We start from the raw sequence: 23,839 nt of genomic DNA, 5'->3' as shown, positions 1-23,839 counted from the left end.
GGTTATCGGTAGCGATACCGGGCATTTTTTTAAGGAACGATCGATATGTATATCGGGATAGATCTTGGCACCTCGGGCGTAAAAGTTATTTTGCTCAACGAGCAGGGCGAGGTGGTTGCTTCGCAAACGGAAAAGCTGACCGTTTCGCGCCCGCATCCACTCTGGTCGGAACAAGACCCGGAACAGTGGTGGCAGGCAACTGATCGCGCAATGAAAGCTCTGGGCGTTCAGCATTCTCTGCAAGACGTTAAAGCATTAGGTATTGCCGGACAGATGCACGGTGCAACCTTACTGGATGCTCAGCAACGGGTATTACGGCCTGCCATTTTGTGGAACGACGGGCGCTGTGCGCAAGAGTGCACTTTGCTGGAAGCGCGAGTTCCGCAATCACGGGTGATTACCGGTAACCTGATGATGCCCGGATTTACTGCGCCTAAATTGTTATGGGTTCAGCGGCATGAGCCGGAGATATTCCGTCAAATCGACAAAGTATTATTACCGAAAGATTACTTGCGTCTGCGTATGACGGGGGCGTTTGCCAGCGATATGTCTGACGCAGCTGGCACCATGTGGCTGGATGTCGCAAAGCGTGACTGGAGTGACGACATGCTGCAGGCTTGCCACTTATCTCGTGACCAGATGCCCGCATTATACGAAGGCAGCGAAATTACTGGTGCTTTGCTACCTGAAGTTGCGAAAGCGTGGGGTATGGCGGCGGTGCCAGTTGTCGCAGGCGGTGGTGATAATGCAGCTGGTGCGGTTGGTGTAGGAATGGTTGATGCTAATCAGGCAATGTTATCGCTGGGGACGTCGGGGGTCTATTTTGCTGTCAGCGAAGGGTTCTTAAGCAAGCCAGAAAGCGCCGTACACAGCTTTTGCCATGCGCTACCGCAGCGTTGGCATTTAATGTCTGTAATGCTGAGTGCAGCGTCGTGTCTGGATTGGGCTGCGAAATTAACGGGCCTGAACAATGTCCCAGCTTTAATCGCGGCTGCTCAACAGGCTGATGAAAGTGCCGAGCCAGTTTGGTTTCTGCCTTATCTTTCCGGCGAGCGTACACCACACAATAATCCCCAGGCGAAGGGGGTTTTCTTTGGTTTGACTCATCAACATGGCCCCAATGAACTGGCGCGAGCAGTGCTGGAAGGCGTGGGTTATGCGCTGGCAGATGGCATGGATGTCGTGCATGCCTGCGGCATTAAACCGCAAAGTGTTACGTTGATTGGTGGCGGGGCGCGTAGTGAGTACTGGCGTCAGATGCTGGCGGATATCAGCGGTCAGCGGCTCGATTACCGTACGGGGGGGGATGTGGGGCCAGCACTGGGCGCAGCAAGGCTGGCGCAGATTGCGGCGAATCCAGAGAAATCGCTCATTGAGTTGTTGCCGCAACTGCCGTTAGAACAGTCGCATCTACCAGATGCGCAGCGTTATGCCGCTTATCAGCCACGACGTGAAACGTTCCGTCGCCTCTATCAGCAACTTCTGCCATTAATGGCGTAAACGTTATCCCCTGCCTGACCGGGTGGGGGATAATTCACATCTATATATATCAGTAATTAATTAATATTTAGTATGAATTTATTCTGAAATCATTTGTTAATGGCATTTTTCAGTTTTGTCTTTCGTTGGTTACTCGTAATGTATCGCTGGTAGATATGGAGATCGTTATGAAAACCTCAAAGACTGTGGCAAAAATATTATTTGTTGTCGGGGCGCTGGTTTATCTGCTTGGGCTATGGATCTCATGCCCATTGTTAAGTGGAAAAGGCTATTTTCTTGGCGTGTTAATGACGGCAACTTTTGGCAACTATGCATATCTTCGCGCAGAAAAACTCGGGCAACTGGATGATTTTTTTACCCACATCTGCCAGTTAGTTGCGTTAATCACTATCGGTCTCTTGTTTATCGGTGTTTTAAACGCACCTATCAATGCTTATGAAATGGTGATCTACCCTATCGCCTTTTTTGTCTGCTTGTTTGGTCAAATGCGTTTGTTTCGCCCGGCATGAGCAACATAAAGCTCTTACACATTCAGGAATGAAAGGAATACTGTGATGGACAACAAAATATCAACCTATTCTCCGGCATTCAGTATTGTGTCATGGATAGCTCTCGTTGGTGGTATCGTTACCTATCTGTTAGGGCTATGGAATGCAGAGATGCAGTTAAATGAAAAAGGATATTATTTTGCCGTACTGGTATTAGGACTGTTTTCTGCGGCGTCTTATCAAAAGACCGTTCGGGACAAGTATGAAGGCATACCGACCACCTCCATTTATTATATGACCTGCCTGACTGTCTTTATTATCTCTGTTGCGTTACTGATGGTAGGTCTGTGGAATGCGACGTTATTACTCAGCGAGAAAGGTTTTTATGGACTGGCTTTCTTCTTAAGCTTGTTTGGTGCAGTAGCGGTGCAGAAGAATATTCGTGATGCCGGAATAAACCCACCAAAAGAAACACAGGTTACCCAGGAAGAATACAGCGAATAATTCACATAAGCCCGGTCAGTCCAATGTGACCGGGCTTTTATTTAACTCACTAGTCTGTTTCTGTCGATTCGTTGTACCAGCATAGAAAGTAACAAACTCGCTGCCAACGTCGCGCAAAAGATCCAAATAATATCGAGTATTGGCCAGTTTTTAAGCTCAATTCCCCGGGTGCGCAGTGCATGGATAATCAAGGCGTGGAATCCGTATATACCCAACGAATGGCGGGAGATTAAGCCAAGTCCGCGAACGGTACGCGTATCAAGCGTGTTTTTAACCAGAGTCAATAGCGTGATTGCGCAGATAAAAACCATCGGCCCACAGTAAAGATACCAGGTATCGGCAAAATTTCCGCGCCACTGCAATTCATATAATGTCCCGCGAGAGATAATAAAAACCCCCGTCGCAAACAGTGCGGCGCTCCCCCACGACAGTGCTTTATGCTGTGTGTCCATCATCCCTATAGCGCGGCCCAACATGCCATAAAGGATGTAGTAAAAAGTATCGCCATTGATATATAAGTTAATTGGCAGCCATTCAAAACCGTCAATTTTCTGCGGCACTGTGTTTGGGTTAGCGATAATACCAATCACCACCATTAGCACCAGCAACATTTTTCCGCCGACGTTCTTCACCTGAATCAGCGGTGAAACCAGATAAATCACCGCAATCGCGAAGAAAAACCACAAGTGGTAAAACACTGGCTTTTGCAGCAGGTTTTTCAGCGCTAACTCCATATTGATGGAGGTAAACAGCGCAATGTAGAGCAGTGCGATTGCGCTATAAAAAAGCAGACATAAGCCGATACGCAAGAAATGGCGCGGCTGGGCGCTGCGTTCGCCAAAAAAGAGATAGCCGGAAATCATGAAAAATAGCGGCACGCTGACACGAGAGGCAGAATTCAGAACATTGGCGATATCCCATGTGACGGGGCTAACACTATGAGCATTGGTCACATACCAGGTAGTGGTGTGAATCATCACCACCATTAAACACGCTATCCCTCGCAGGTTATCAATCCAGTAAATTTTGGGCTGCATCTGTGTCTCTGTATCTGGTTAAAAAAAGTCTGACCGATAAATCATTCGGTTGGCGCACTGGAATAATCTGAGTTTTATCACTACAGCTTATAGAGGCTTAAGGAAATTCGTAAGATATCAGCCACTATACCGATATAAATAATAAGACTCACCTGCAAACCAGACGGTAATTTAATGATGATGAACTCTTTCTTTCCGGCAATGGCGCTTATGGTGCTTATGGCGCTAGTGGGTTGTTCTACACCGCCACCCGTGCAGAAAGCACAACGGGTAAAGGTTGATCCTCTGCGTTCGTTGAATATGGAAGGGCTATGCAAAGATCAGGCGGCAAAACGCTATAATACAGGTGCGCAAAAAATCGACGTCACCGCATTTGAACAGTTCCAGGGGAGCTACGAAATGCGCGGTTATACCTTCCGTAAAGAGCAGTTTGTCTGTTCTTTTGACGCAGATGGCCATTTTTTGCATCTTTCCATGCGTTAAGCCCTGCTTTTTCCCGTTTCGTACTGTATATCTTCCATCCAGCGGGTATACTGATCCCTTCCTTTAAATCCACACGTATCCAGCACGAAATAATATGCAAAAGTTTGATACCAGGACCTTCCAGGGCTTGATCCTGACCTTACAGGATTACTGGGCTCGCCAGGGCTGCACCATTGTTCAACCATTGGACATGGAAGTCGGCGCGGGAACCTCTCACCCAATGACCTGTCTGCGCGCGCTGGGGCCAGAACCGATGGCGGCTGCTTATGTTCAGCCTTCTCGTCGCCCGACCGATGGTCGCTACGGCGAAAACCCCAACCGTTTACAGCACTACTATCAGTTCCAGGTGGTCATTAAGCCATCGCCGGACAATATTCAGGAGCTGTACCTCGGTTCTCTGAAAGAGCTGGGCATGGACCCGACCATCCACGACATCCGTTTCGTGGAAGATAACTGGGAAAACCCGACGCTGGGTGCCTGGGGACTGGGCTGGGAAGTGTGGCTGAACGGCATGGAAGTGACGCAGTTCACTTACTTCCAGCAGGTTGGTGGTCTGGAGTGTAAACCGGTTACCGGCGAGATCACCTACGGTCTGGAACGTCTGGCAATGTACATTCAGGGCGTAGACAGCGTTTACGACCTGGTCTGGAGCGACGGCCCGCTGGGTAAAACCACCTACGGCGACGTGTTCCATCAGAACGAAGTGGAGCAGTCCACTTACAACTTCGAATACGCGGATGTGGACTTCCTGTTCACCTGCTTTGAGCAGTACGAGAAAGAAGCGCAGCAGCTGCTGGCGCTGGAAAATCCGCTGCCGCTGCCAGCCTACGAGCGTATTCTGAAAGCCGCCCACAGCTTCAACCTGCTGGATGCGCGTAAAGCCATCTCCGTCACCGAGCGTCAGCGCTACATTCTGCGAATTCGCACCCTGACCAAAGCAGTGGCTGAAGCATACTACGCTTCCCGTGAAGCCCTCGGCTTCCCGATGTGCAACAAAGATAAGTAAGAGGCGGCTATGTCTGAGAAAACTTTTCTGGTGGAAATCGGCACTGAAGAGCTGCCACCAAAAGCACTGCGCAGCCTGGCTGAGTCCTTTGCTGCGAATTTTACTGCGGAGCTGGATAACGCTGGCCTCGCACACGGCACCGTTCAATGGTTTGCTGCTCCGCGTCGTCTGGCGCTGAAAGTAGCTAACCTGGCGGAAGCGCAACCGGATCGTGAAATCGAAAAACGCGGCCCGGCGATTGCTCAGGCGTTCGACGCTGAAGGCAAACCGAGCAAAGCGGCAGAAGGTTGGGCGCGTGGTTGCGGTATTACCGTTGACCAGGCTGAGCGTCTGACTACCGATAAAGGCGAATGGCTGCTGTATCGCGCCCACGTGAAGGGCGAAAGCACCGAAGCACTGCTGCCGAATATGGTTGCGACTTCGCTGGCGAAACTGCCGATCCCGAAACTGATGCGCTGGGGCGCAAGCGACGTGCACTTCGTGCGTCCGGTGCACACCGTGACTCTGTTGCTGGGCGACAAAGTTATTCCGGCTACCATTCTGGGCATTCAGTCCGATCGCGTAATTCGCGGCCACCGCTTTATGGGCGAGCCGGAATTCACTATCGACAATGCCGATCAGTATCCGGAAATTCTGCGTGAGCGCGGGAAAGTCATCGCCGATTACGAAGAACGTAAGGCGAAGATTAAAGCCGATGCCGAAGAAGCGGCGCGTAAGATTGGCGGTAACGCTGACTTAAGCGAAAGCCTGTTGGAAGAAGTGGCTTCGCTGGTGGAATGGCCGGTTGTGCTGACCGCAAAATTCGAAGAGAAATTCCTCGCGGTGCCGTCTGAAGCGCTGGTTTACACCATGAAAGGTGACCAGAAATACTTCCCGGTGTATGCGAACGACGGCAAACTGCTGCCGAACTTTATCTTCGTTGCCAATATCGAATCGAAAGATCCGCAGCAAATTATCTCTGGTAACGAGAAAGTCGTTCGTCCACGTTTGGCGGATGCCGAGTTCTTCTTCAACACCGACCGTAAAAAACGTCTGGAAGATAACCTGCCGCGCCTGCAAACCGTGTTGTTTCAGCAACAGCTGGGTACACTGCGCGACAAAACTGACCGCATCCAGGCGCTGGCTGGCTGGATTGCTGAACAGATTGGCGCTGACGTTAACCACGCTACCCGTGCGGGCCTGCTGTCTAAGTGTGACCTGATGACCAACATGGTCTTCGAGTTCACCGACACCCAGGGCGTTATGGGGATGCACTACGCGCGTCACGATGGCGAAGCGGAAGATGTCGCGGTGGCGCTGAATGAGCAGTATCAGCCGCGTTTTGCCGGTGATGACCTGCCGTCTAACCCAGTGGCTTGTGCGCTGGCGATTGCTGACAAGATGGACACCCTCGCGGGTATCTTCGGTATTGGTCAGCATCCGAAAGGCGATAAAGACCCGTTTGCACTGCGTCGTGCGGCGCTGGGCGTACTGCGCATTATCGTTGAGAAGAACCTCAATCTTGACCTGCAAACCCTGACCGAAGAAGCAGTGCGTCTGTATGGCAATAAGCTGACTAATGCCAACGTGGTTGATGATGTTATCGACTTTATGCTCGGTCGCTTCCGCGCCTGGTATCAGGACGAAGGTTATACCGTTGATACCATCCAGGCGGTACTGGCGCGTCGTCCGACTCGTCCGGCAGATTTCGATGCCCGTATGAAAGCAGTATCGCACTTCCGTACCCTGGATGCAGCTGCTGCACTGGCGGCGGCGAACAAACGTGTATCCAACATTCTGGCGAAATCTGACGAAGTGCTGAGCGACCGCGTGAATGCCTCTACCCTGAAAGAGCCGGAAGAAATTAAGCTGGCGATGCAGGTTGTGGTGCTACGTGACAAGCTGGAGCCGTACTTCGCCGAAGGTCGTTACCAGGATGCGCTGGTCGAACTGGCTGAGCTACGTGAACCGGTTGATGCTTTCTTCGATAAAGTGATGGTCATGGTTGATGACAAAGAATTGCGTATCAACCGTCTGACCATGCTGGAGAAACTGCGCGAACTGTTCCTGCGCGTTGCGGATATTTCGCTGTTGCAGTAATAACGCCGTTATTAAAAAGCCTGCCATCTGGCAGGCTTTTTTTATTGCTAAATAATACAGCAACCTTTAATAATCTTCTGATGAATAAAGATTATCTCATATATTAATTTTATGAGATTTTTTTAGGATTATATCAAGGAGAAGAAACGAACTTATTAAGCTAGAATAGCCACGGGTGCTTGAGACTGTTTGTCTCAGGTATTCACCGAAAGGCAGACAGAGAAAAGCCCCACCTGACTATAAATCAAAGTGAGGCCCCTCTATGCATAGACACCATAAGGTTAGCCTCTTACTCGTTGGAAATCAACACAGGGGGCTGGGAATGCCGCAGAAATATAGATTACTTTCTTTAATAGTGATTTGTTTCACGCTTTTATTTTTCACCTGGATGATAAGAGATTCACTGTGTGAATTGCATATTAAACAGGAGAGTTATGAGCTGGCGGCGTTTTTAGCCTGCAAATTGAAAGAGTAAGCGTCTTCGGCGGGAAATTATTCCCGCCTTTCTTACGGTGTTGCGCATTCTCATTGCACCCAAATTTATTCTTCACAAAAATAACACTAGATTCTATTACGCGATCGATTATTTATTTCCTGAAAAACAAATAAAAAAATCCCCGCCAAATGGCAGGGATCTTAGATTCTGTGCTTTTAAGCAGAGATTACAGGCTGGTTACGTTACCAGCTGCCGGGCCTTTAGCGCCGCTTTCGATGGTGAAGGACACTTTCTGACCTTCGTCCAGAGATTTGTAACCATCGTTCTGGATAGCAGAGAAGTGTACGAACACGTCTTTAGAGCCATCGTCAGGAGTGATGAAGCCGAAGCCTTTGTCAGCGTTGAACCATTTTACGATACCAGTCATTTTACCGGACATAGTGTATTACCTTTAATAATTAAGTGTGCCTTTCGGCGATATGGCGTGCTTTACAGATTTTGAAGCGTTAAAGGAATGTGCACTACGAGGGGTATCAACGATAACTCTTGAAGGGACTTGCCTTACTACACTGCTTTAATGGTCTGTACGTCAAACCGTTGATGTGCATTAAGCCACGCATTGGCGGGTGATGCAACAATTATTTTTCATATTTATGATTAATCGGTTGGAAAACGGTCCTGTCATCAGGACCGTAAACAGCAATAAAGTGGATAAAAGTCTATTCCATCAACTGCTTACTTAATGCCGGGTTGGCTTGAATCAAACGCATCAATTTTAGTTCGGCACTTGAAGGCTTCACGCGTCTGGATTCCCATTCCTTTACCATGGCGACTGATACGCCCAAAACCCGGGCGAAATCATCGATTTTTAACCCTGTCCCTTTTCGTAACTGCTCAATTTCGGTACAGGACGTTGTTCTGTGCGTCAGGGTAATTTTCTGCGTTTCATCTTTAAAAACAATCTGTTCCAGGCTGCTCAACAGCTCATGCATTGGATCTTTATATTCCATTGAAAACTCCTCAAATCACACTGCGGGATCGTGAATTGCATCGAAGCTCATTAAGAATAGTCGGGAAAAACAGACACAGCGGGGTGTAGTCAGGGCATGCTCTGGCTATGATTCGATTCAGCCAGTCATTTAGCGTGACTTATAGCCACCTAACGATCTGATAAATGCCGATATATCTCTTACCACTCCCGGTTTGTAAAGATTTCGAAAATCTAATGTTCTGCGAAGGCGTAAATCTCGGGCTACAAGAAAGGCAACGGCACTATTATTTTTTAACAATGAAACAACAAATTAACCTTGTTTCATTTTCTCCATGATTTTACCAGGAAGATTACGTAGAAAGGGTATCCTGCAAGCCTGTCCTGGACTATCCTTGTCACGTCAGACACGCGTGTGTCGTTGTGCGCTTTTTTTGGGTGAAAGGAGTAAGAAAATGGCGACAGGAAAGTCCTGCTCTCGCTGGTTTGCGCCTCTTGCGGCGTTATTAATGGTAGTTAGCCTGAGTGGGTGTTTTGATAAAGAAGGCGATCAGCGTAAAGCGTTTATCGACTTCCTGCAGAATACAGTGATGCGTAGCGGTGAACGTCTACCTACCCTGACTGCCGATCAGAAAAAACAATTTGGTCCTTTTGTCTCTGATTACGCGATTCTGTATGGTTATTCTCAGCAGGTGAATCAGGCGATGGATTCCGGTCTGCGCCCGGTCGTAGACAGCGTTAACGCAATTCGCGTACCGCAGGATTACGTTACGCAAAGCGGCCCACTGCGTGAAATGAACGGTTCGCTAGGTGTGCTGGCGCAACAACTGCAAAATGCGAAGTTGCAGGCCGATGCTGCGCACTCTGCGCTAAAACAGAGCGATGACCTGAAACCGGTCTTTGATCAGGCATTCACCAAAGTGGTAACGACGCCAGCTGATGCATTGCAACCGTTGATTCCGGCGGCACAAACTTTCACGCAACAACTGGTGATGGTTGGAGACTACATTGCTCAGCAAGGTACTCAGGTGAGCTTTGTCGCAAATGGCATCCAGTTCCCGACGTCACAGCAGGCAAGTGAATATAACAAACTGATTGCGCCATTACCGGCACAGCATCAGGCGTTTAATCAGGCCTGGACTACAGCAGTTACTGCAACCCAATAAAGAGTAAAAGCCCGGGCGATTATCGGGCTTTACTCCACGCAGTCGCGGCTTAGTCCGCGACGTGCGGATTCACACAGTTCTTCTCAACCTTTCCTTGTAACGCATCAATCAAATTATCCACGGCACAGGCGGCCATGCCATAACGCGTCTCATGGGTGGCAGATCCAATATGCGGTACTGCGACGACGTTGGCCATTGAGAGCAACGGCGAATCTACGGAAAGTGGCTCTTGTTCGAAGACATCCAGCCCGGCGGCGTGAATTTCCCCTTTCTGCAATGCAGCAATCAGTGCATTTTCATCAACCACCGGGCCACGTCCGGCATTAATGAAAATGGCGGAGGATTTCATTTTGGCGAATTGTTCTGCGCCAAACAGATGATGCGTTTCATCAGTTAACGGCAGGATCAGGCAAACGAAATCTGACTCTTGTAACAGTGTATCCAAATCGCAGTAGCGGGCGTTGAAGCGTTCTTCTGCTTCTTTATGGTGGCGGCGCGCGTTATAGAGGATGGGCATGTTGAAGCCAAAGTGCGCACGTTGTGCCAGCGCCATGCCGATCCGTCCCATCCCGACAATGCCCAGTGTTTTATGGTGAACGTCAGTGCCATACCAGTCCGGACCTATGCTCGCGGTCCATTCGCCTGCTTTTACTCGTTCTGCTACCTCCACAACCCGACGAGCGGTAGACAACACCAGCGCCATCAGCGTATCGGCGACGGTTTCTGTTAATACGGTTGGCGTGTGCATCAGCAGAATTTTTCGGGCGGTAAGCGCATCGACATCAAAATTGTCATAGCCGACGGAGATCGTTGATGTGGCACGCAGTTTCGGCATTTTTTCCAGCAATGCGGCATCAACATTCTCGTTTGAACCCAGTAAACCTTCAGCTTCGGCAAAAATTGCTGCATTTTGTTCGACGGTTTGTGGGCTGAGGTTTGCCACCTGGTGAACGGTGAAATGCTCTTGCAGGCGTTGCAGTAAATCATCAGGTAAGGCTTTGTAGAGGATAACGGACGGCTTCATGCTTCTCTCCATTCACTGATAAGGCGATCACCTTAGCCTGAAATATGATGAAGGAAAACTGAAGAATGCCAGGTGATTTTTGCATCACCTGGCATGAAAGGGATTACAGCGGGCTTAAGGTAATTTCTACACGGCGGTTTTGCGCCTTACCTTCTGCGGTGCTGTTGCTGGCGATTGGGTTAGCCGGGCCAAGGCCCTGAGTACGGATGCGGCTGGCGTCCACGCCCTGGGTGATCAACGCGCTGGCAACGGAATCCGCACGCTGCTGGGAGAGACGCATGTTCAGGTCGTGCCCACCCGTGCTATCGGTATAACCAATCACGTTAACCGCCGTTTTCGGATACTCTTTCAGCACCATTGCCACGCCGGTCAGGGTGTTAGCGCCTGCCGGTTTCAGGGTCGCGCTGCTGCTGTCGAAGGTCACATTGTTCGGCATATTGAGGATAATGTTATCCCCGCTGCGGGTTACGCTAACACCAGTGCCGCGCATTTTGTCACGCAGCTTCGCTTCCTGCACATCCATGTAATAACCAACGCCGCCGCCCAGAGCTGCACCCGCTGCTGCGCCAATCAGCGCGCCTTTACCGCGATCTTTCTTCGAAGAAGAGAGCGCACCAATACCTGCGCCCACGAGAGAGCCCAGACCTGCGCCGATAGCAGATTTACCTGCTTCGCGTTCGCCGGTGTAAGGGTTAGTTGTGCAGCCAGATACCGCCAGAGCGCCACTCACTACGGCGGCAATAAGATAAACACGTTTCTTCATTGTTAATCCTTAATAACCTTTTTATTCTTTGCCACGGGTTCCGTGGCGGGAGATTATGCCGCGTGAACATGAAGATTATTCCTGGGAATACTCGGAAATTTGTAAGTAATATTTAACTGCTCAATACATCTAACCTTTCAGGAGTCTTCGGTTTGGCCAACTCATCCTCACGATATTCCGTTCTGACTGCCGCCCACTGGGGGCCCATGCTGGTTGAAACCGACGGCGAAACCGTGCTTAGCTCGCGTGGCGCGTTAACCACAGGAATGGAAAACTCCTTGCAGAGCGCGGTTCGCGACCAGGTTCACAGCAATACGCGGGTACGATTTCCAATGGTGCGCAAAGGCTTTCTTGCGTCACCGGAAAAACCGCAAGGCATTCGCGGGCAGGATGAATTTGTTCGTGTGAGTTGGGATGAGGCGCTGGATCTTATTCACCAACAACATAAACGCATTCGTGAGGCTTATGGTCCGGCATCGATTTTTGCTGGTTCCTACGGCTGGCGTTCAAACGGCGTGCTGCATAAGGCCTCGACATTATTACAACGCTATATGGCGCTGGCAGGCGGTTATACCGGGCATCTGGGGGATTATTCGACCGGCGCGGCACAGGCGATCATGCCGTATGTCGTGGGTGGCAGCGAAGTTTATCAACAGCAAACCAGTTGGCCGCTGGTGCTGGAATATAGCGATGTTGTGGTGCTGTGGAGTGCTAATCCACTCAATACGCTGAAAATTGCTTGGAATGCATCCGATGAGCAGGGGCTTTCTTACTTTTCCGCACTGCGTGACAGCGGGAAAAAGCTGATCTGCATTGATCCAATGCGATCGGAAACCGTCGATTTCTTTGGCGATAAAATGGAGTGGGTGGCACCGCACATGGGCACCGATGTTGCGCTGATGCTGGGGATCGCCCATACGCTGGTGGAAAATGGTTGGCACGACGAAGCGTTTCTGGCGCGTTGCACCACCGGTTATGCCGTCTTCGCCTCTTATTTGCTGGGCGAGAGTGACGGAATAGCCAAAACCGCCGAATGGGCGGCAGGGATTTGTGGGGTTAACGCAGAGAAAATCCGCGAGCTGGCGGCTCTTTTCCACCAAAACACGACCATGCTGATGGCTGGCTGGGGAATGCAGCGTCAACAGTTTGGTGAGCAAAAACATTGGATGATCGTCACGCTGGCGGCAATGTTGGGGCAAATCGGCACACCCGGCGGCGGTTTTGGACTTTCTTACCATTTTGCCAATGGTGGTAACCCCACGCGCCGCGCTGCGGTGCTCTCTTCCATGCAGGGCAGCTTGCCTGGCGGCACCGATGCGGTGGATAAAATCCCTGTTGCCCGCATTGTTGAAGCACTGGAAAACCCCGGTGGCGCATATCAACATAACGGTATGGACCGACATTTCCCGGATATTCGTTTTATCTGGTGGGCGGGCGGTGCCAACTTTACTCATCATCAGGATACCAATCGCCTGATCCGTGCCTGGCAAAAACCGGAGCTGGTGGTGATCTCTGAATGCTTCTGGACGGCTGCGGCGAAACACGCGGATATCGTTCTGCCTGCGACCACTTCGTTTGAGCGTAATGATCTCACCATGACCGGCGATTACAGTAATCAGCATCTGGTGCCGATGAAGCAAGTGGTGCCGCCACGTTATGAATCGCGTAATGATTTTGATGTCTTTGCCGAGTTGAGTGAACGTTGGGAGAAGGGCGGCTATGCGCGGTTTACGGAAGGAAAAAGTGAGCTGCAATGGCTGGAAACGTTTTATAACGTTGCCCGGCAGCGCGGGGCAAGCCAGCAGGTTGAATTGCCGCCATTTGCTGAGTTCTGGGAAGCCAACCAGTTAATTGAGATGCCGGAAAACCCGGACAGTGAGCGGTTTATTCGCTTCGCCGATTTTCGCCGCGATCCGCAGGCGCATCCATTAAAAACCGCCAGCGGTAAGATTGAAATATTCTCGCAGCGTATTGCCGATTATGGTTACCAGGATTGCCCTGGGCATCCGATGTGGCTGGAGCCGGATGAGTGGCAGGGCAATGCCGAACCAGAACAGTTGCAGGTACTTTCTGCTCATCCGGCACATCGTCTGCACAGCCAGCTGAATTACAGTTCTCTGCGCGAATTGTACGCGGTGGCAAATCGTGAGCCTGTCACCATTCATCCTGACGATGCCCAGGCGCGCGGCATACAAGATGGCGATATTGTTCGGTTGTGGAACGCACGCGGGCAAATTCTTGCCGGAGCGGTCATTAGCGAGGGAATTAAACCTGGCGTGATTTGTATTCATGAAGGGGCATGGCCGGATCTGGATTTAACCGCTGACGGTATTTGTAAAAACGGCGCGGTGAACGTTCTGACCAAAGATCTCCCCAGCTCGCGGCTGGGGAATGGCTGTGCGGGTAATACGGCACTGGCATGGCTGGAAAAATACAACGGTCCGGAACTGACACTTACAGCGTTTGAACCACCGGCCAGCTCATAATCCAGGTGGGTAGTTGGGTTTCATCCTGCCATGCGCAGTCGACAATGTGAAAACCCTGCGCATGGTAAAAATCTATCGCCGGTTGATTTTTTTGATAAACCTCCAGCATCAGATGGGGATGGCGCTGCTGCACATACTGCATTAGCGCCTTACCAATACCGCGTCTGACGGCCTTCGGTGCGACAAACATTGCAGCCAGAAATCGGCCTTCCATAATGCTGACAAAACCGAGAAGCTTACCGTCTTCTTCCCAGACCCAGTTTTGCGCGTTGGCAAGATAGGCATCCCGCACCAGCGGAATGCAATCACGCCAGTAATTCGCTTTTATAAAGGGATGCCCCCAGGTTGTACTTTCCAGCCACAGTTCGAGGATCGCGGGGAGTTCTGAACGTTGCGCTTCCCGAATCATGGTTTATTTCCCGGATAGCAACAGCAGCCAACCACATGATCATTCACCAGCCCACATGCCTGCATAAAGGAGTAACAGATTGTGGTACCAACAAACTTAAAACCACGCTTTTTCAGGGCTTTAGATAGAGCGTCGGAGGCGGGCGTAGATGTAGGGATTTCGCTCAACGTTGTGGCTTGTGTCACCTGTGGTTGATGATTGACAAACGACCAGACAAAGTCGGCAAACGGTTCGCCGTTCTGTTCCATTTGCAGGTACGCCCGCGCATTACCAATAATTGCCTGAATTTTCCCGCGATGGCGGATAATCCCGGCGTCCTGTACCAGTCTTTCGACATCCTCTTCCTGCATTGCAGCCACCTTCACCGGATCGAACTGATGAAAGCTGGCGCGATAGTTTTCGCGTTTTTTGAGGACGGTGATCCACGATAATCCAGCCTGCTGCCCTTCAAGGCAGATCATTTCGAACAGTTTTTTACTGTCAGTTTCAGGCACGCCCCACTCATTATCATGGTAGGCAATATAAAGCGGGTCCTGACTCACCCAGCCGCAACGTTCCATACTTTCCCTCGCTATGTACCCGATCGTAAAAATTTCAGCCGCTTTTCTTGACGCATCGGTGAAAAAGTCAATATTTAATACAGGGCTACTATGCCCGATATCCTTCATACAATGACAATAATATTGCCGAATTCGGCTCTTCCCTGGAGTCGTGTTAATGATCATAAAAAAAAGCGGTGGTCGCTGGCAGCTAAGCCTGCTGGCGAGTGTGGTAATCAGTGCCTTTTTTCTCAACACAGCTTACGCCTGGCAACAAGAATATATCGTTGATACGCAACCCGGACATTCCACAGAGCGTTACACCTGGGATAGTGACCATCAACCTGATTACAACGATATTTTGTCGCAACGTATTCAAAGTAGCCAAAGGGCGCTGGGACTGGAAGTCAATCTGGCGGAAGAAACTCCTGTGGATGTGACCAGCAGTATGAGTATGGGCTGGAATTTTCCTTTATATGAGCAGGTTACAACCGGCCCGGTCGCGGCATTACATTACGATGGCACAACCACCTCGATGTATAACGAGTTTGGCGACAGTACTACCACGCTGGCCGATCCGTTATGGCATGCCAGCGTGAGTACCTTAGGCTGGCGTGTTGACTCCCGGCTTGGCGATCTCCGACCCTGGGCGCAAATCAGCTATAACCAGCAATTTGGCGAGAATATCTGGAAGGCGCAATCAGGCCTGAGCCGGATGACGGCGACAAACCAGAACGGCAACTGGCTGGATGTCACCGTAGGCGCTGATATGTTGCTCAATCAAAATATTGCTGCCTATGCTGCGCTATCTCAGGCAGAAAATACCACTAACAATAGCGACTATCTGTATACGATGGGGGTTAGTGCCAGATTTTAACGTTATAGATACAATTGAAACCATTGGATAACAACAGTTGTGGCGATAGTGGGTGCTAACTTACTAAATAATAAATTTGGTGAATAATTGTCGAGTCATTCATTCCTGAACTAATGCATTTCATTCCGTTCTGATGGCATTTCATGCCGTTTTTCCCCAGGCATAAAGTGCACTTCGTTATGGTTGTCAGCAGAGATTTTTCCTTTTTATTACTGCAGGAATACTGCCATGACACCCTCAAATTATCAGCGTACCCGCTGGTTGACACTCATCGGTACTATCATTACCCAGTTTGCGCTGGGGTCGGTTTATACCTGGAGCCTGTTTAACGGCGCGCTTTCTGCCAAGCTGGATGCGCCGGTAAGCCAGGTCGCTTTCTCTTTCGGCTTGTTAAGTCTGGGGCTGGCAATTTCATCTTCTGTTGCGGGGAAATTACAGGAACGTTTTGGCGTTAAACGCGTCACTATGGCTTCCGGCATTTTGCTGGGATTAGGCTTCTTCCTGACAGCGCATTCTGACAACCTGATGATGCTGTGGTTAAGCGCCGGTGTGCTGGTCGGTCTGGCGGATGGCGCGGGTTACCTGCTGACGCTCTCTAACTGCGTGAAGTGGTTCCCGGAGCGTAAAGGTCTGATCTCCGCGTTCGCTATCGGTTCTTATGGTCTGGGTAGCCTGGGTTTCAAATTTATCGACACGCAGCTGCTGGAAACGGTGGGTCTGGAAAAAACATTTGTGATTTGGGGTGCGATTGCGCTGGTGATGATTGTTTTCGGCGCAACGTTAATGAAAGACGCACCAAAACAGGAAGTGAAAACCAGCAATGGTGTGGTGGAGAAAGATTACACGCTGGCAGAGTCGATGCGTAAACCGCAGTACTGGATGTTAGCGGTAATGTTCCTGACTGCCTGCATGAGCGGCCTGTACGTGATTGGGGTAGCGAAAGATATCGCCCAAAGTCTGGCACACCTTGATGTGGTTTCCGCAGCCAATGCAGTCACTGTTATTTCCATCGCCAACCTTTCAGGTCGTCTGGTGCTGGGCGTTCTGTCTGACAAAATCGCCCGAATCCGTGTTATCACCATTGGTCAGGTGATTTCTCTGGTGGGTATGGCGGCCCTGCTGTTTGCACCATTGAATGCAGTGACGTTCTTTGCAGCGATTGCCTGCGTGGCGTTTAACTTTGGCGGCACTATCACGGTGTTCCCGTCACTGGTCAGTGAGTTCTTCGGCCTCAATAACCTGGCGAAAAACTACGGTGTGATTTATCTCGGTTTCGGTATCGGCAGCATTTGTGGGTCGATTATCGCCTCACTGTTTGGCGGCTTCTATGTGACCTTCTACGTGATTTTCGCCCTGCTGATTCTGTCACTGGCGCTTTCTACAACCATTCGCCAGCCAGAGCAGAAAATGTTGCGTGAGGCGCATGGCTCCCTTTAATGCTCAGCCGTGAGCTACTGGGCTTCAGCTTCAGTATGCATCAAACGCATCAACGAAATGTATAAACAATAACGCGTAAAATTTGGGCCAGTTAACTGGCCCTTTTTACTGCTTTTTGTAACGCTAAAGTCTCTTTTCAAACTTGCATTTTTGTAAATTTGTGCTTCATGCACACTCTTTCCCCACACTTTTTCCCTTTGCTGTGGTCTACTTATTCGCGCGTGTAGATTTTACTTATCTGACTACCTCCGCACTTTTCCCCTGCCGGGCCCGAAAAGCCGTTAAGCAGGGTGTTATCACCTGTTTGTCCAGGGTTTGTTTGCATGAGATACATCAAATCGATTACACAGCAGAAGCTGAGCTTTTTGCTTGCAATCTATATTGGCCTTTTTATGAATGGCGCGGTTTTTTACCGCCGCTTCGGCAGCTATGCGCACGATTTTACCGTCTGGAAAGGCATTTCTGCTGTTGTTGAACTGGCCGCCACCGTACTGGTGACCTTCTTTTTACTACGTCTTCTTTCGCTGTTTGGCCGCCGCAGCTGGCGTATTCTGGCATCGCTGGTTGTGCTCTTTTCCGCCGGTGCCAGCTATTACATGACCTTCCTTAATGTGGTCATTGGTTATGGCATCATCGCTTCCGTCATGACCACCGATATCGACCTGTCAAAAGAAGTTGTTGGTCTGAACTTTATTCTCTGGTTAATCGCCGTTAGTGCATTGCCTCTTATCCTTATCTGGAATAACCGCTGTCGTTACACCTTGCTCCGACAGCTGCGAACCCCTGGACAGCGTATTCGCAGCCTGGCGGTCGTCGTGCTAGCGGGTATTATGGTTTGGGCACCGATTCGTTTGCTGGATATCCAGCAGAAGAAAGTGGAGAGGGCGACCGGTGTTGATTTGCCGAGTTATGGCGGTGTCGTAGCGAACTCTTATCTGCCATCAAACTGGCTTTCTGCGTTGGGGCTGTATGCCTGGGCGCGGGTCGATGAATCTTCCGATAACAATTCATTGCTTAATCCGGCGAAGAAATTCACTTATCAGGCACCGCAAAACGTTGATGACACTTATGTCGTGTTTATCATCGGTGAAACCACGCGTTGGGACCATATGGGCATTTTTGGCTATGAGCGTAATACCACGCCGAAGCTGGCCCAGGAGAAAAATCTGGCAGCGTTCCGTGGCTATTCTTGTGACACGGCGACCAAACTTTCTCTGCGTTGCATGTTTGTACGAGAGGGTGGAGCGGAAGATAATCCGCAGCGCACATTAAAAGAACAGAACATTTTCGCGGTGCTGAAGCAGTTAGGATTCAGTTCTGACCTCTACGCTATGCAGAGCGAAATGTGGTTCTACAGCAACACGATGGCGGACAACATTGCTTATCGTGAGCAGATTGGTGCGGAGCCACGTAACCGTGGCAAGCCGGTAGATGATATGTTGCTGGTAGACGAAATGCAGCAATCGCTGGGGCGCAACCCGGATGGTAAGCATCTGATCATTCTGCATACCAAAGGTTCGCACTTTAACTACACCCAGCGTTACCCGCGCAGCTTTGCGCAGTGGAAGCCGGAATGTATTGGTGTTGATAGCGGCTGTACCAAAGCGCAGATGATCAACTCCTATGACAACTCGGTGACCTATGTGGATCACTTTATCTCCAGCGTGATTGATCAGGTTCGCGATAAGAAAGCGATTGTGTTCTACGCAGCTGACCACGGTGAGTCAATTAATGAACGCGAGCACCTGCACGGCACGCCGCGTGAACTGGCACCGCCGGAGCAGTTCCGTGTGCCGATGATGGTCTGGATGTCAGATAAATATCTGGAAAATCCGGTCAATGCGCAAGCATTTGCGCAGCTGAAAAAAGAAGCCGACATGAAAGTGCCACGCCGTCACGTAGAGCTGTACGACACCATCATGGGTTGTCTTGGCTATACTTCACCGGATGGTGGAATTAACGAAAACAACAACTGGTGCCACATCCCGCAGGCAAGAGAGGCGGCGGCTAACTAAGCGGCCTGCTGACTTTCTCGCCGATCAAAAGGCATTTTGCTATTAAGGGATTGACGAGGGCGTATCTGCGCAGTAAGATGCGCCCCGCATTCGGTGATTGGCGCAGCCTGGTAGCGCACTTCGTTCGGGACGAAGGGGTCGGAGGTTCGAATCCTCTATCACCGACCAAATTCGAAAAGCCTGCTCAGCGAGCAGGCTTTTTTGCATTTGTAGCTCATGAGGAAGAGAACCTCCGGGGGCAGGGAGGTTCGATTCGACGTAGGCCTGATAAGACGCGCCAGCGTCGCATCAGGCAAATGTGCCGGCCCATTGTCGGATGCGGCGTGAACACCTTATTCGACCTACACACCACACATTTCCCTGCCAAATTTGCGCCCCATATCTCACTATCCATTAACGGATTTGTGACAGAAACCATTGTCTTTTTTTATATTTGCTTAAATCTTTTTTTGCGTTACTTATGGCTGGCGCTGGCATTTTCCGCTGTGCGTTTTAGCGTTCATGGTATTAATCGCTCAGATATCCACCTTTTCCTCAGATTTTTTTCACTAAATGCATAAAACTTAATCACCAATTGTTGCTAAATATTAAGCTGATTGTTCTGGTCATGTTGGAGTAGCACAAATTTCTCTGCTGCAAATAGCTGTTTGAAGTTTTTTTAATCTTTGTTTGTGGATTCTCACCGTTGGTGTAAATCCCGGTTGGCTGTATTGACGTTTTCACATTCTGTTGACAGATTGTAGGTCACGAGGGGCATTTTATGGAGGATCCGCACTGTTACACTGATGTTAATTAGTACGGCATCCCCACCTCATAACGTTGACCCGACCGGGCAAAAAACAAAAAAGGTCAGGCGGCGACAACCCACTGCAAAGGGTTAAAACAACAAACATCACAATTGGAGCAGAATAATGCGTATTTCCTTGAAAAAGTCAGGGATGCTGAAGCTTGGTCTCAGCCTGGTGGCTATGACCGTCGCAGCAAGTGTTCAGGCTAAAACTCTGGTTTATTGCTCAGAAGGATCTCCGGAAGGGTTTAACCCGCAGCTGTTTACCTCCGGTACCACCTATGACGCCTCTTCCGTGCCGCTTTATAACCGCCTGGTTGAATTTAAAATCGGCACCACCGAAGTAATCCCGGGCCTCGCTGAAAAGTGGGAAGTCAGCGAAGACGGTAAAACCTATACCTTCCATCTGCGTAAAGGTGTGAAGTGGCACGACAACAAAGAATTCAAACCGACGCGCGAACTGAACGCCGATGACGTGGTGTTCTCGTTCGATCGTCAGAAAAACGCGCAAAACCCGTACCATAAAGTTTCTGGCGGCAGCTACGAATACTTTGAAGGCATGGGCTTGCCGGAGCTGATCAGCGAAGTGAAAAAGGTGGACGACAACACCGTTCAGTTTGTGCTGACTCGACCGGAAGCGCCGTTCCTCGCTGACCTGGCAATGGACTTCGCCTCTATTCTGTCAAAAGAATATGCTGACGCGATGATGAAAGCCGGTACACCGGAAAAACTGGACCTCAACCCAATCGGCACCGGTCCGTTCCAGTTACAGCAGTACCAAAAAGATTCCCGTATCCGCTACAAAGCGTTTGATGGCTACTGGGGCACCAAACCGCAGATCGATACGCTGGTTTTCTCTATTACCCCTGATGCTTCCGTGCGTTACGCGAAATTGCAGAAGAATGAATGCCAGGTGATGCCGTACCCGAACCCGGCAGATATCGCTCGCATGAAGCAGGATAAATCCATCAATCTGATGGAAATGCCGGGGCTTAACGTCGGCTATCTTTCATATAACGTGCAGAAAAAACCACTTGATGACGTGAAAGTTCGCCAGGCTCTGACCTACGCGGTGAACAAAGACGCTATCATCAAAGCGGTTTATCAGGGCGCGGGCGTGGCAGCGAAAAACCTGATCCCGCCAACCATGTGGGGCTATAACGACGACGTTCAGGACTACACCTACGATCCCGAAAAAGCGAAAGCCTTGCTGAAAGAAGCGGGCCTGGAAAAAGGTTTCTCCATCGACCTGTGGGCGATGCCGGTACAACGTCCGTATAACCCGAACGCTCGCCGCATGGCGGAGATGATTCAGGCAGACTGGGCGAAAGTCGGCGTGCAGGCCAAAATTGTCACCTACGAATGGGGTGAGTACCTCAAGCGTGCGAAAGATGGCGAGCACCAGACGGTAATGATGGGCTGGACTGGCGATAATGGGGATCCGGATAACTTCTTCGCCACCCTGTTCAGCTGCGCCGCCTCTGAACAAGGTTCTAACTACTCAAAATGGTGCTACAAACCGTTTGAAGATCTGATTCAACCGGCGCGTGCTACCGACGACCACAACAAACGCGTTGAACTGTACAAGCAAGCGCAGGTGGTGATGCACGATCAGGCTCCGGCACTGATCATCGCTCACTCCACCGTGTTTGAACCGGTACGCAAAGAAGTTAAAGGCTATGTGGTTGATCCATTAGGCAAACATCACTTCGAAAACGTCTCTATCGAATAATTAAAAGCCATACCCGGTGGCGCTGCATCTCTGCGTGCAGCGCCATCCGGCAGCAATACTTCATTCCCTGACCGGCACGGGCGGGAATTGATTTGTGAGCAATACAGACACGCAGTTCCAGGCTGCGGGTCACTACAGAGAATCCGGGTTATGTTGCAGTTTATTCTCCGACGTTTGGGACTCGTCATCCCCACGTTTATCGGTATTACCCTTCTCACATTTGCCTTTGTCCACATGATCCCGGGCGATCCGGTGATGATCATGGCGGGCGAGCGTGGGATCTCCCCAGAGCGTCACGCGCAGCTGCTGGCTGAACTCGGCTTAGATAAACCGATGTGGCAGCAGTATCTCCATTACATTTGGGGCGTAATGCACGGCGATTTAGGCATTTCGATGAAAAGCCGCATCCCGGTATGGGAAGAGTTCGTGCCGCGCTTTCAGGCCACGCTGGAACTTGGCGTCTGCGCGATGATTTTTGCTACGGCAGTCGGTATTCCGGTTGGTGTGCTGGCTGCGGTTAAACGCGGTTCCATTTTCGATCACACGGCGGTTGGCCTGGCGCTGACAGGTTATTCAATGCCTATCTTCTGGTGGGGCATGATGCTGATCATGCTGGTTTCGGTGCACTGGAACCTGACGCCCGTCTCCGGTCGCGTGAGCGACATGGTGTTCCTCGATGATTCCAATCCGTTAACCGGTTTTATGCTGATCGACACCGCCATCTGGGGTGAAGACGGTAACTTTATCGATGCCGTCGCCCATATGATCTTGCCCGCCATTGTGCTGGGTACTATCCCGCTGGCGGTCATTGTGCGTATGACACGCTCCTCGATGCTGGAAGTGCTGGGTGAAGATTATATCCGCACCGCGCGCGCCAAAGGGTTGACCCGCCTTAGGGTGATTATCGTCCATGCGCTGCGTAACGCCATGCTGCCAGTAGTGACCGTTATCGGCCTGCAGGTGGGAACATTGCTGGCGGGGGCGATTCTGACCGAAACCATCTTCTCGTGGCCCGGTCTGGGGCGCTGGTTGATTGACGCACTGCAACGCCGCGACTATCCGGTAGTGCAGGGCGGCGTATTGCTGGTGGCGACGATGATTATCCTCGTCAATCTGCTGGTCGATCTGCTGTACGGCGTGGTGAACCCGCGTATTCGTCATAAGAAGTAAGGGGACATCATGTCACAGGTTACTGAAAATAAAGTGATTAGCGCACCGGTGCCGATGACCCCGTTACAGGAGTTCTGGCACTATTTTAAACGCAACAAAGGCGCGGTTGTCGGGCTGGTTTACGTCGTCATCGTGCTGTTTATCGCGATCTTTGCCAACTGGATTGCACCCTATAACCCGGCGGAACAGTTCCGCGATGCACTGCTCGCCCCGCCAGCCTGGCAGGAAGGCGGCAGCATGGCGCACTTGCTGGGCACTGATGACGTGGGGCGTGATGTGCTGTCGCGGCTGATGTACGGCGCGCGCTTGTCGCTGCTGGTTGGCTGTCTGGTAGTTGTGTTATCGCTGATTATGGGCGTTATTCTCGGCCTGATCGCCGGTTACTTCGGCGGCCTGGTCGATAACATCATCATGCGCGTGGTCGATATCATGCTGGCGCTGCCAAGTCTGCTGTTGGCACTGGTGCTGGTGGCGATTTTCGGCCCGTCGATTGGTAACGCCGCGCTGGCGCTGACCTTCGTTGCCTTGCCGCACTATGTGCGCTTAACACGCGCCGCCGTGCTGGTGGAGGTGAATCGCGATTACGTTACCGCGTCTCGCGTGGCAGGTGCCGGGGCGATGCGTCAGATGTTTATTAACATCTTCCCGAACTGCCTTGCGCCTCTGATTGTTCAGGCGTCGCTCGGTTTCTCTAACGCCATTCTCGATATGGCTGCTCTTGGTTTCCTCGGCATGGGGGCGCAGCCGCCAACGCCGGAGTGGGGCACCATGCTCTCCGACGTGTTGCAGTTCGCGCAAAGCGCCTGGTGGGTCGTGACCTTCCCGGGTCTGGCGATCCTGCTGACGGTGCTGGCATTTAACCTGATGGGTGACGGTCTGCGTGACGCGCTCGATCCCAAACTGAAGCAGTAAG

General features: G+C 50.8%; 23 protein-coding genes and 1 tRNA gene. 16 read left to right on the top strand and 8 right to left on the bottom strand.

Annotated features, from left to right (window positions below; all coding sequences use genetic code 11):
- Positions 1–45 precede the first annotated feature (45 nt).
- From xylB to yiaA, 3 genes are all read left to right on the top strand, one after another.
- Positions 46–1,500 (top strand): xylulokinase, encoded by a 1,455-nt coding sequence (xylB, locus tag ACJHXB_RS12430; RefSeq protein WP_000275402.1) that lies wholly within the window; start codon positions 46–48, stop codon positions 1,498–1,500.
- Between the two features lie 167 nt (positions 1,501–1,667).
- Entirely contained in the window at positions 1,668–2,009 is a 342-nt protein-coding gene (gene yiaB / locus ACJHXB_RS12425; protein WP_001306605.1) for an inner membrane protein YiaB, read from the top strand.
- A gap of 45 nt (positions 2,010–2,054) precedes the next feature.
- Positions 2,055–2,492 (top strand): inner membrane protein YiaA, encoded by a 438-nt coding sequence (gene yiaA, locus ACJHXB_RS12420; protein ID WP_001296808.1) that lies wholly within the window; start codon positions 2,055–2,057, stop codon positions 2,490–2,492.
- 41 nt (positions 2,493–2,533) lie between these two features.
- On the opposite strand, the gene wecH is transcribed toward yiaA, so the two are convergent.
- Positions 2,534–3,529 carry an O-acetyltransferase WecH gene (gene wecH, locus ACJHXB_RS12415; protein WP_001182660.1) on the bottom strand — a complete coding sequence of 332 codons (996 nt, stop codon included), beginning with the start codon at positions 3,527–3,529 and terminating at the stop codon, positions 2,534–2,536.
- A gap of 174 nt (positions 3,530–3,703) precedes the next feature.
- Here wecH and ACJHXB_RS12410 point away from each other — a divergent pair, with 174 nt between their 5' ends.
- The 4 genes from ACJHXB_RS12410 (at position 3,704) to hokA (ending at position 7,572) form a co-directional block, all read left to right on the top strand.
- Complete coding sequence (locus ACJHXB_RS12410; protein ID WP_000980158.1) at positions 3,704–4,012, top strand: YsaB family lipoprotein; 309 nt, start codon at positions 3,704–3,706, stop codon at positions 4,010–4,012.
- Positions 4,013–4,106: 94 nt separating this feature from the next.
- Positions 4,107–5,018, top strand: a complete 912-nt coding sequence (gene glyQ, locus ACJHXB_RS12405) for a glycine--tRNA ligase subunit alpha (protein WP_001168544.1) — start codon at positions 4,107–4,109, stop codon at positions 5,016–5,018.
- 9 nt (positions 5,019–5,027) lie between these two features.
- On the top strand, positions 5,028–7,097 hold the full coding sequence (gene glyS / locus ACJHXB_RS12400; protein ID WP_001291791.1) for a glycine--tRNA ligase subunit beta: 2,070 nt from the start codon (positions 5,028–5,030) through the stop codon (positions 7,095–7,097).
- A 322-nt stretch (positions 7,098–7,419) separates the two neighbouring features.
- Positions 7,420–7,572 (top strand): type I toxin-antitoxin system toxin HokA, encoded by a 153-nt coding sequence (gene hokA, locus ACJHXB_RS12395; RefSeq protein WP_001135732.1) that lies wholly within the window; start codon positions 7,420–7,422, stop codon positions 7,570–7,572.
- On the opposite strand, the gene ACJHXB_RS12390 is transcribed toward hokA, so the two are convergent.
- The 3 genes from ACJHXB_RS12390 to ACJHXB_RS12380 all read right to left on the bottom strand — a co-directional run bounded on the left by ACJHXB_RS12390 (position 7,549) and on the right by ACJHXB_RS12380 (position 8,543).
- Positions 7,549–7,620 (bottom strand): hypothetical protein, encoded by a 72-nt coding sequence (locus tag ACJHXB_RS12390; RefSeq protein WP_212734239.1) that lies wholly within the window; start codon positions 7,618–7,620, stop codon positions 7,549–7,551. The two genes, hokA and ACJHXB_RS12390, sit on opposite strands and share 24 nt — an antisense overlap.
- Before the next feature lie 139 nt (positions 7,621–7,759).
- Positions 7,760–7,972, bottom strand: a complete 213-nt coding sequence (cspA, locus tag ACJHXB_RS12385) for an RNA chaperone/antiterminator CspA (protein WP_000014594.1) — start codon at positions 7,970–7,972, stop codon at positions 7,760–7,762.
- 280 nt (positions 7,973–8,252) lie between these two features.
- Entirely contained in the window at positions 8,253–8,543 is a 291-nt protein-coding gene (locus ACJHXB_RS12380; protein WP_000455798.1) for an HTH-type transcriptional regulator, read from the bottom strand.
- Between the two features lie 433 nt (positions 8,544–8,976).
- Between ACJHXB_RS12380 and ACJHXB_RS12375 the strand changes: the two genes are divergently transcribed.
- Positions 8,977–9,687: a DUF3053 domain-containing protein gene (locus tag ACJHXB_RS12375; RefSeq protein ID WP_000190516.1), complete on the top strand. Its 711-nt coding sequence runs from the start codon at positions 8,977–8,979 to the stop codon at positions 9,685–9,687.
- 49 nt (positions 9,688–9,736) lie between these two features.
- Here ACJHXB_RS12375 and ghrB read toward each other — a convergent pair whose 3' ends face one another.
- Together ghrB and ACJHXB_RS12365 are read right to left on the bottom strand one after the other, a co-directional pair.
- Entirely contained in the window at positions 9,737–10,711 is a 975-nt protein-coding gene (gene ghrB, locus ACJHXB_RS12370; RefSeq protein WP_000805027.1) for a glyoxylate/hydroxypyruvate reductase GhrB, read from the bottom strand.
- A 103-nt stretch (positions 10,712–10,814) separates the two neighbouring features.
- A complete protein-coding gene (locus tag ACJHXB_RS12365) occupies positions 10,815–11,474 on the bottom strand; it encodes an OmpA family lipoprotein (protein WP_000747625.1) in 660 nt (219 codons plus the stop codon).
- Between the two features lie 152 nt (positions 11,475–11,626).
- Here ACJHXB_RS12365 and bisC point away from each other — a divergent pair, with 152 nt between their 5' ends.
- The gene (bisC, locus tag ACJHXB_RS12360; RefSeq protein WP_000024003.1) at positions 11,627–13,960 is read left to right on the top strand and encodes a biotin sulfoxide reductase; all 2,334 of its coding nucleotides are present in this window, start codon (positions 11,627–11,629) and stop codon (positions 13,958–13,960) included.
- On the opposite strand, the gene ACJHXB_RS12355 is transcribed toward bisC, so the two are convergent.
- Both ACJHXB_RS12355 and tag read right to left on the bottom strand, forming a co-directional pair.
- Positions 13,929–14,369, bottom strand: a complete 441-nt coding sequence (locus tag ACJHXB_RS12355) for an N-acetyltransferase (RefSeq protein ID WP_000617470.1) — start codon at positions 14,367–14,369, stop codon at positions 13,929–13,931. The genes bisC and ACJHXB_RS12355 overlap by 32 nt on opposite strands.
- Positions 14,366–14,929 carry a DNA-3-methyladenine glycosylase I gene (tag, locus tag ACJHXB_RS12350; RefSeq protein WP_000438962.1) on the bottom strand — a complete coding sequence of 188 codons (564 nt, stop codon included), beginning with the start codon at positions 14,927–14,929 and terminating at the stop codon, positions 14,366–14,368. The genes ACJHXB_RS12355 and tag overlap by 4 nt, the downstream gene beginning before the upstream one ends.
- Before the next feature lie 157 nt (positions 14,930–15,086).
- Here tag and ACJHXB_RS12345 point away from each other — a divergent pair, with 157 nt between their 5' ends.
- The 7 genes from ACJHXB_RS12345 (at position 15,087) to dppC (ending at position 23,838) form a co-directional block, all read left to right on the top strand.
- Positions 15,087–15,785, top strand: a complete 699-nt coding sequence (locus tag ACJHXB_RS12345; RefSeq protein WP_000584467.1) for an autotransporter outer membrane beta-barrel domain-containing protein — start codon at positions 15,087–15,089, stop codon at positions 15,783–15,785.
- 228 nt (positions 15,786–16,013) lie between these two features.
- Positions 16,014–17,222: an MFS transporter gene (locus ACJHXB_RS12340; protein ID WP_000189026.1), complete on the top strand. Its 1,209-nt coding sequence runs from the start codon at positions 16,014–16,016 to the stop codon at positions 17,220–17,222.
- Between the two features lie 323 nt (positions 17,223–17,545).
- Positions 17,546–19,237 (top strand): kdo(2)-lipid A phosphoethanolamine 7''-transferase, encoded by a 1,692-nt coding sequence (gene eptB / locus ACJHXB_RS12335; RefSeq protein WP_001269196.1) that lies wholly within the window; start codon positions 17,546–17,548, stop codon positions 19,235–19,237.
- Between the two features lie 91 nt (positions 19,238–19,328).
- A tRNA-Pro gene (locus ACJHXB_RS12330) sits at positions 19,329–19,405 on the top strand.
- A 743-nt stretch (positions 19,406–20,148) separates the two neighbouring features.
- A complete protein-coding gene (gene dppA, locus ACJHXB_RS12325) occupies positions 20,149–21,756 on the top strand; it encodes a dipeptide ABC transporter substrate-binding protein DppA (RefSeq protein WP_001222876.1) in 1,608 nt (535 codons plus the stop codon).
- Positions 21,757–21,906: 150 nt separating this feature from the next.
- On the top strand, positions 21,907–22,926 hold the full coding sequence (dppB, locus tag ACJHXB_RS12320) for a dipeptide ABC transporter permease DppB (protein ID WP_000938853.1): 1,020 nt from the start codon (positions 21,907–21,909) through the stop codon (positions 22,924–22,926).
- A gap of 9 nt (positions 22,927–22,935) precedes the next feature.
- Entirely contained in the window at positions 22,936–23,838 is a 903-nt protein-coding gene (gene dppC / locus ACJHXB_RS12315) for a dipeptide ABC transporter permease DppC (protein ID WP_000084677.1), read from the top strand.
- The last annotated feature ends 1 nt before the right edge of the window (position 23,839 follow it).

The organism is Escherichia sp. WS3227_2, from assembly GCF_046486495.1.
GTDB classification, from domain to species: Bacteria; Pseudomonadota; Gammaproteobacteria; order Enterobacterales; family Enterobacteriaceae; genus Escherichia; species Escherichia coli.
This window is presented reverse-complemented; position numbering and strand designations above follow the sequence as displayed.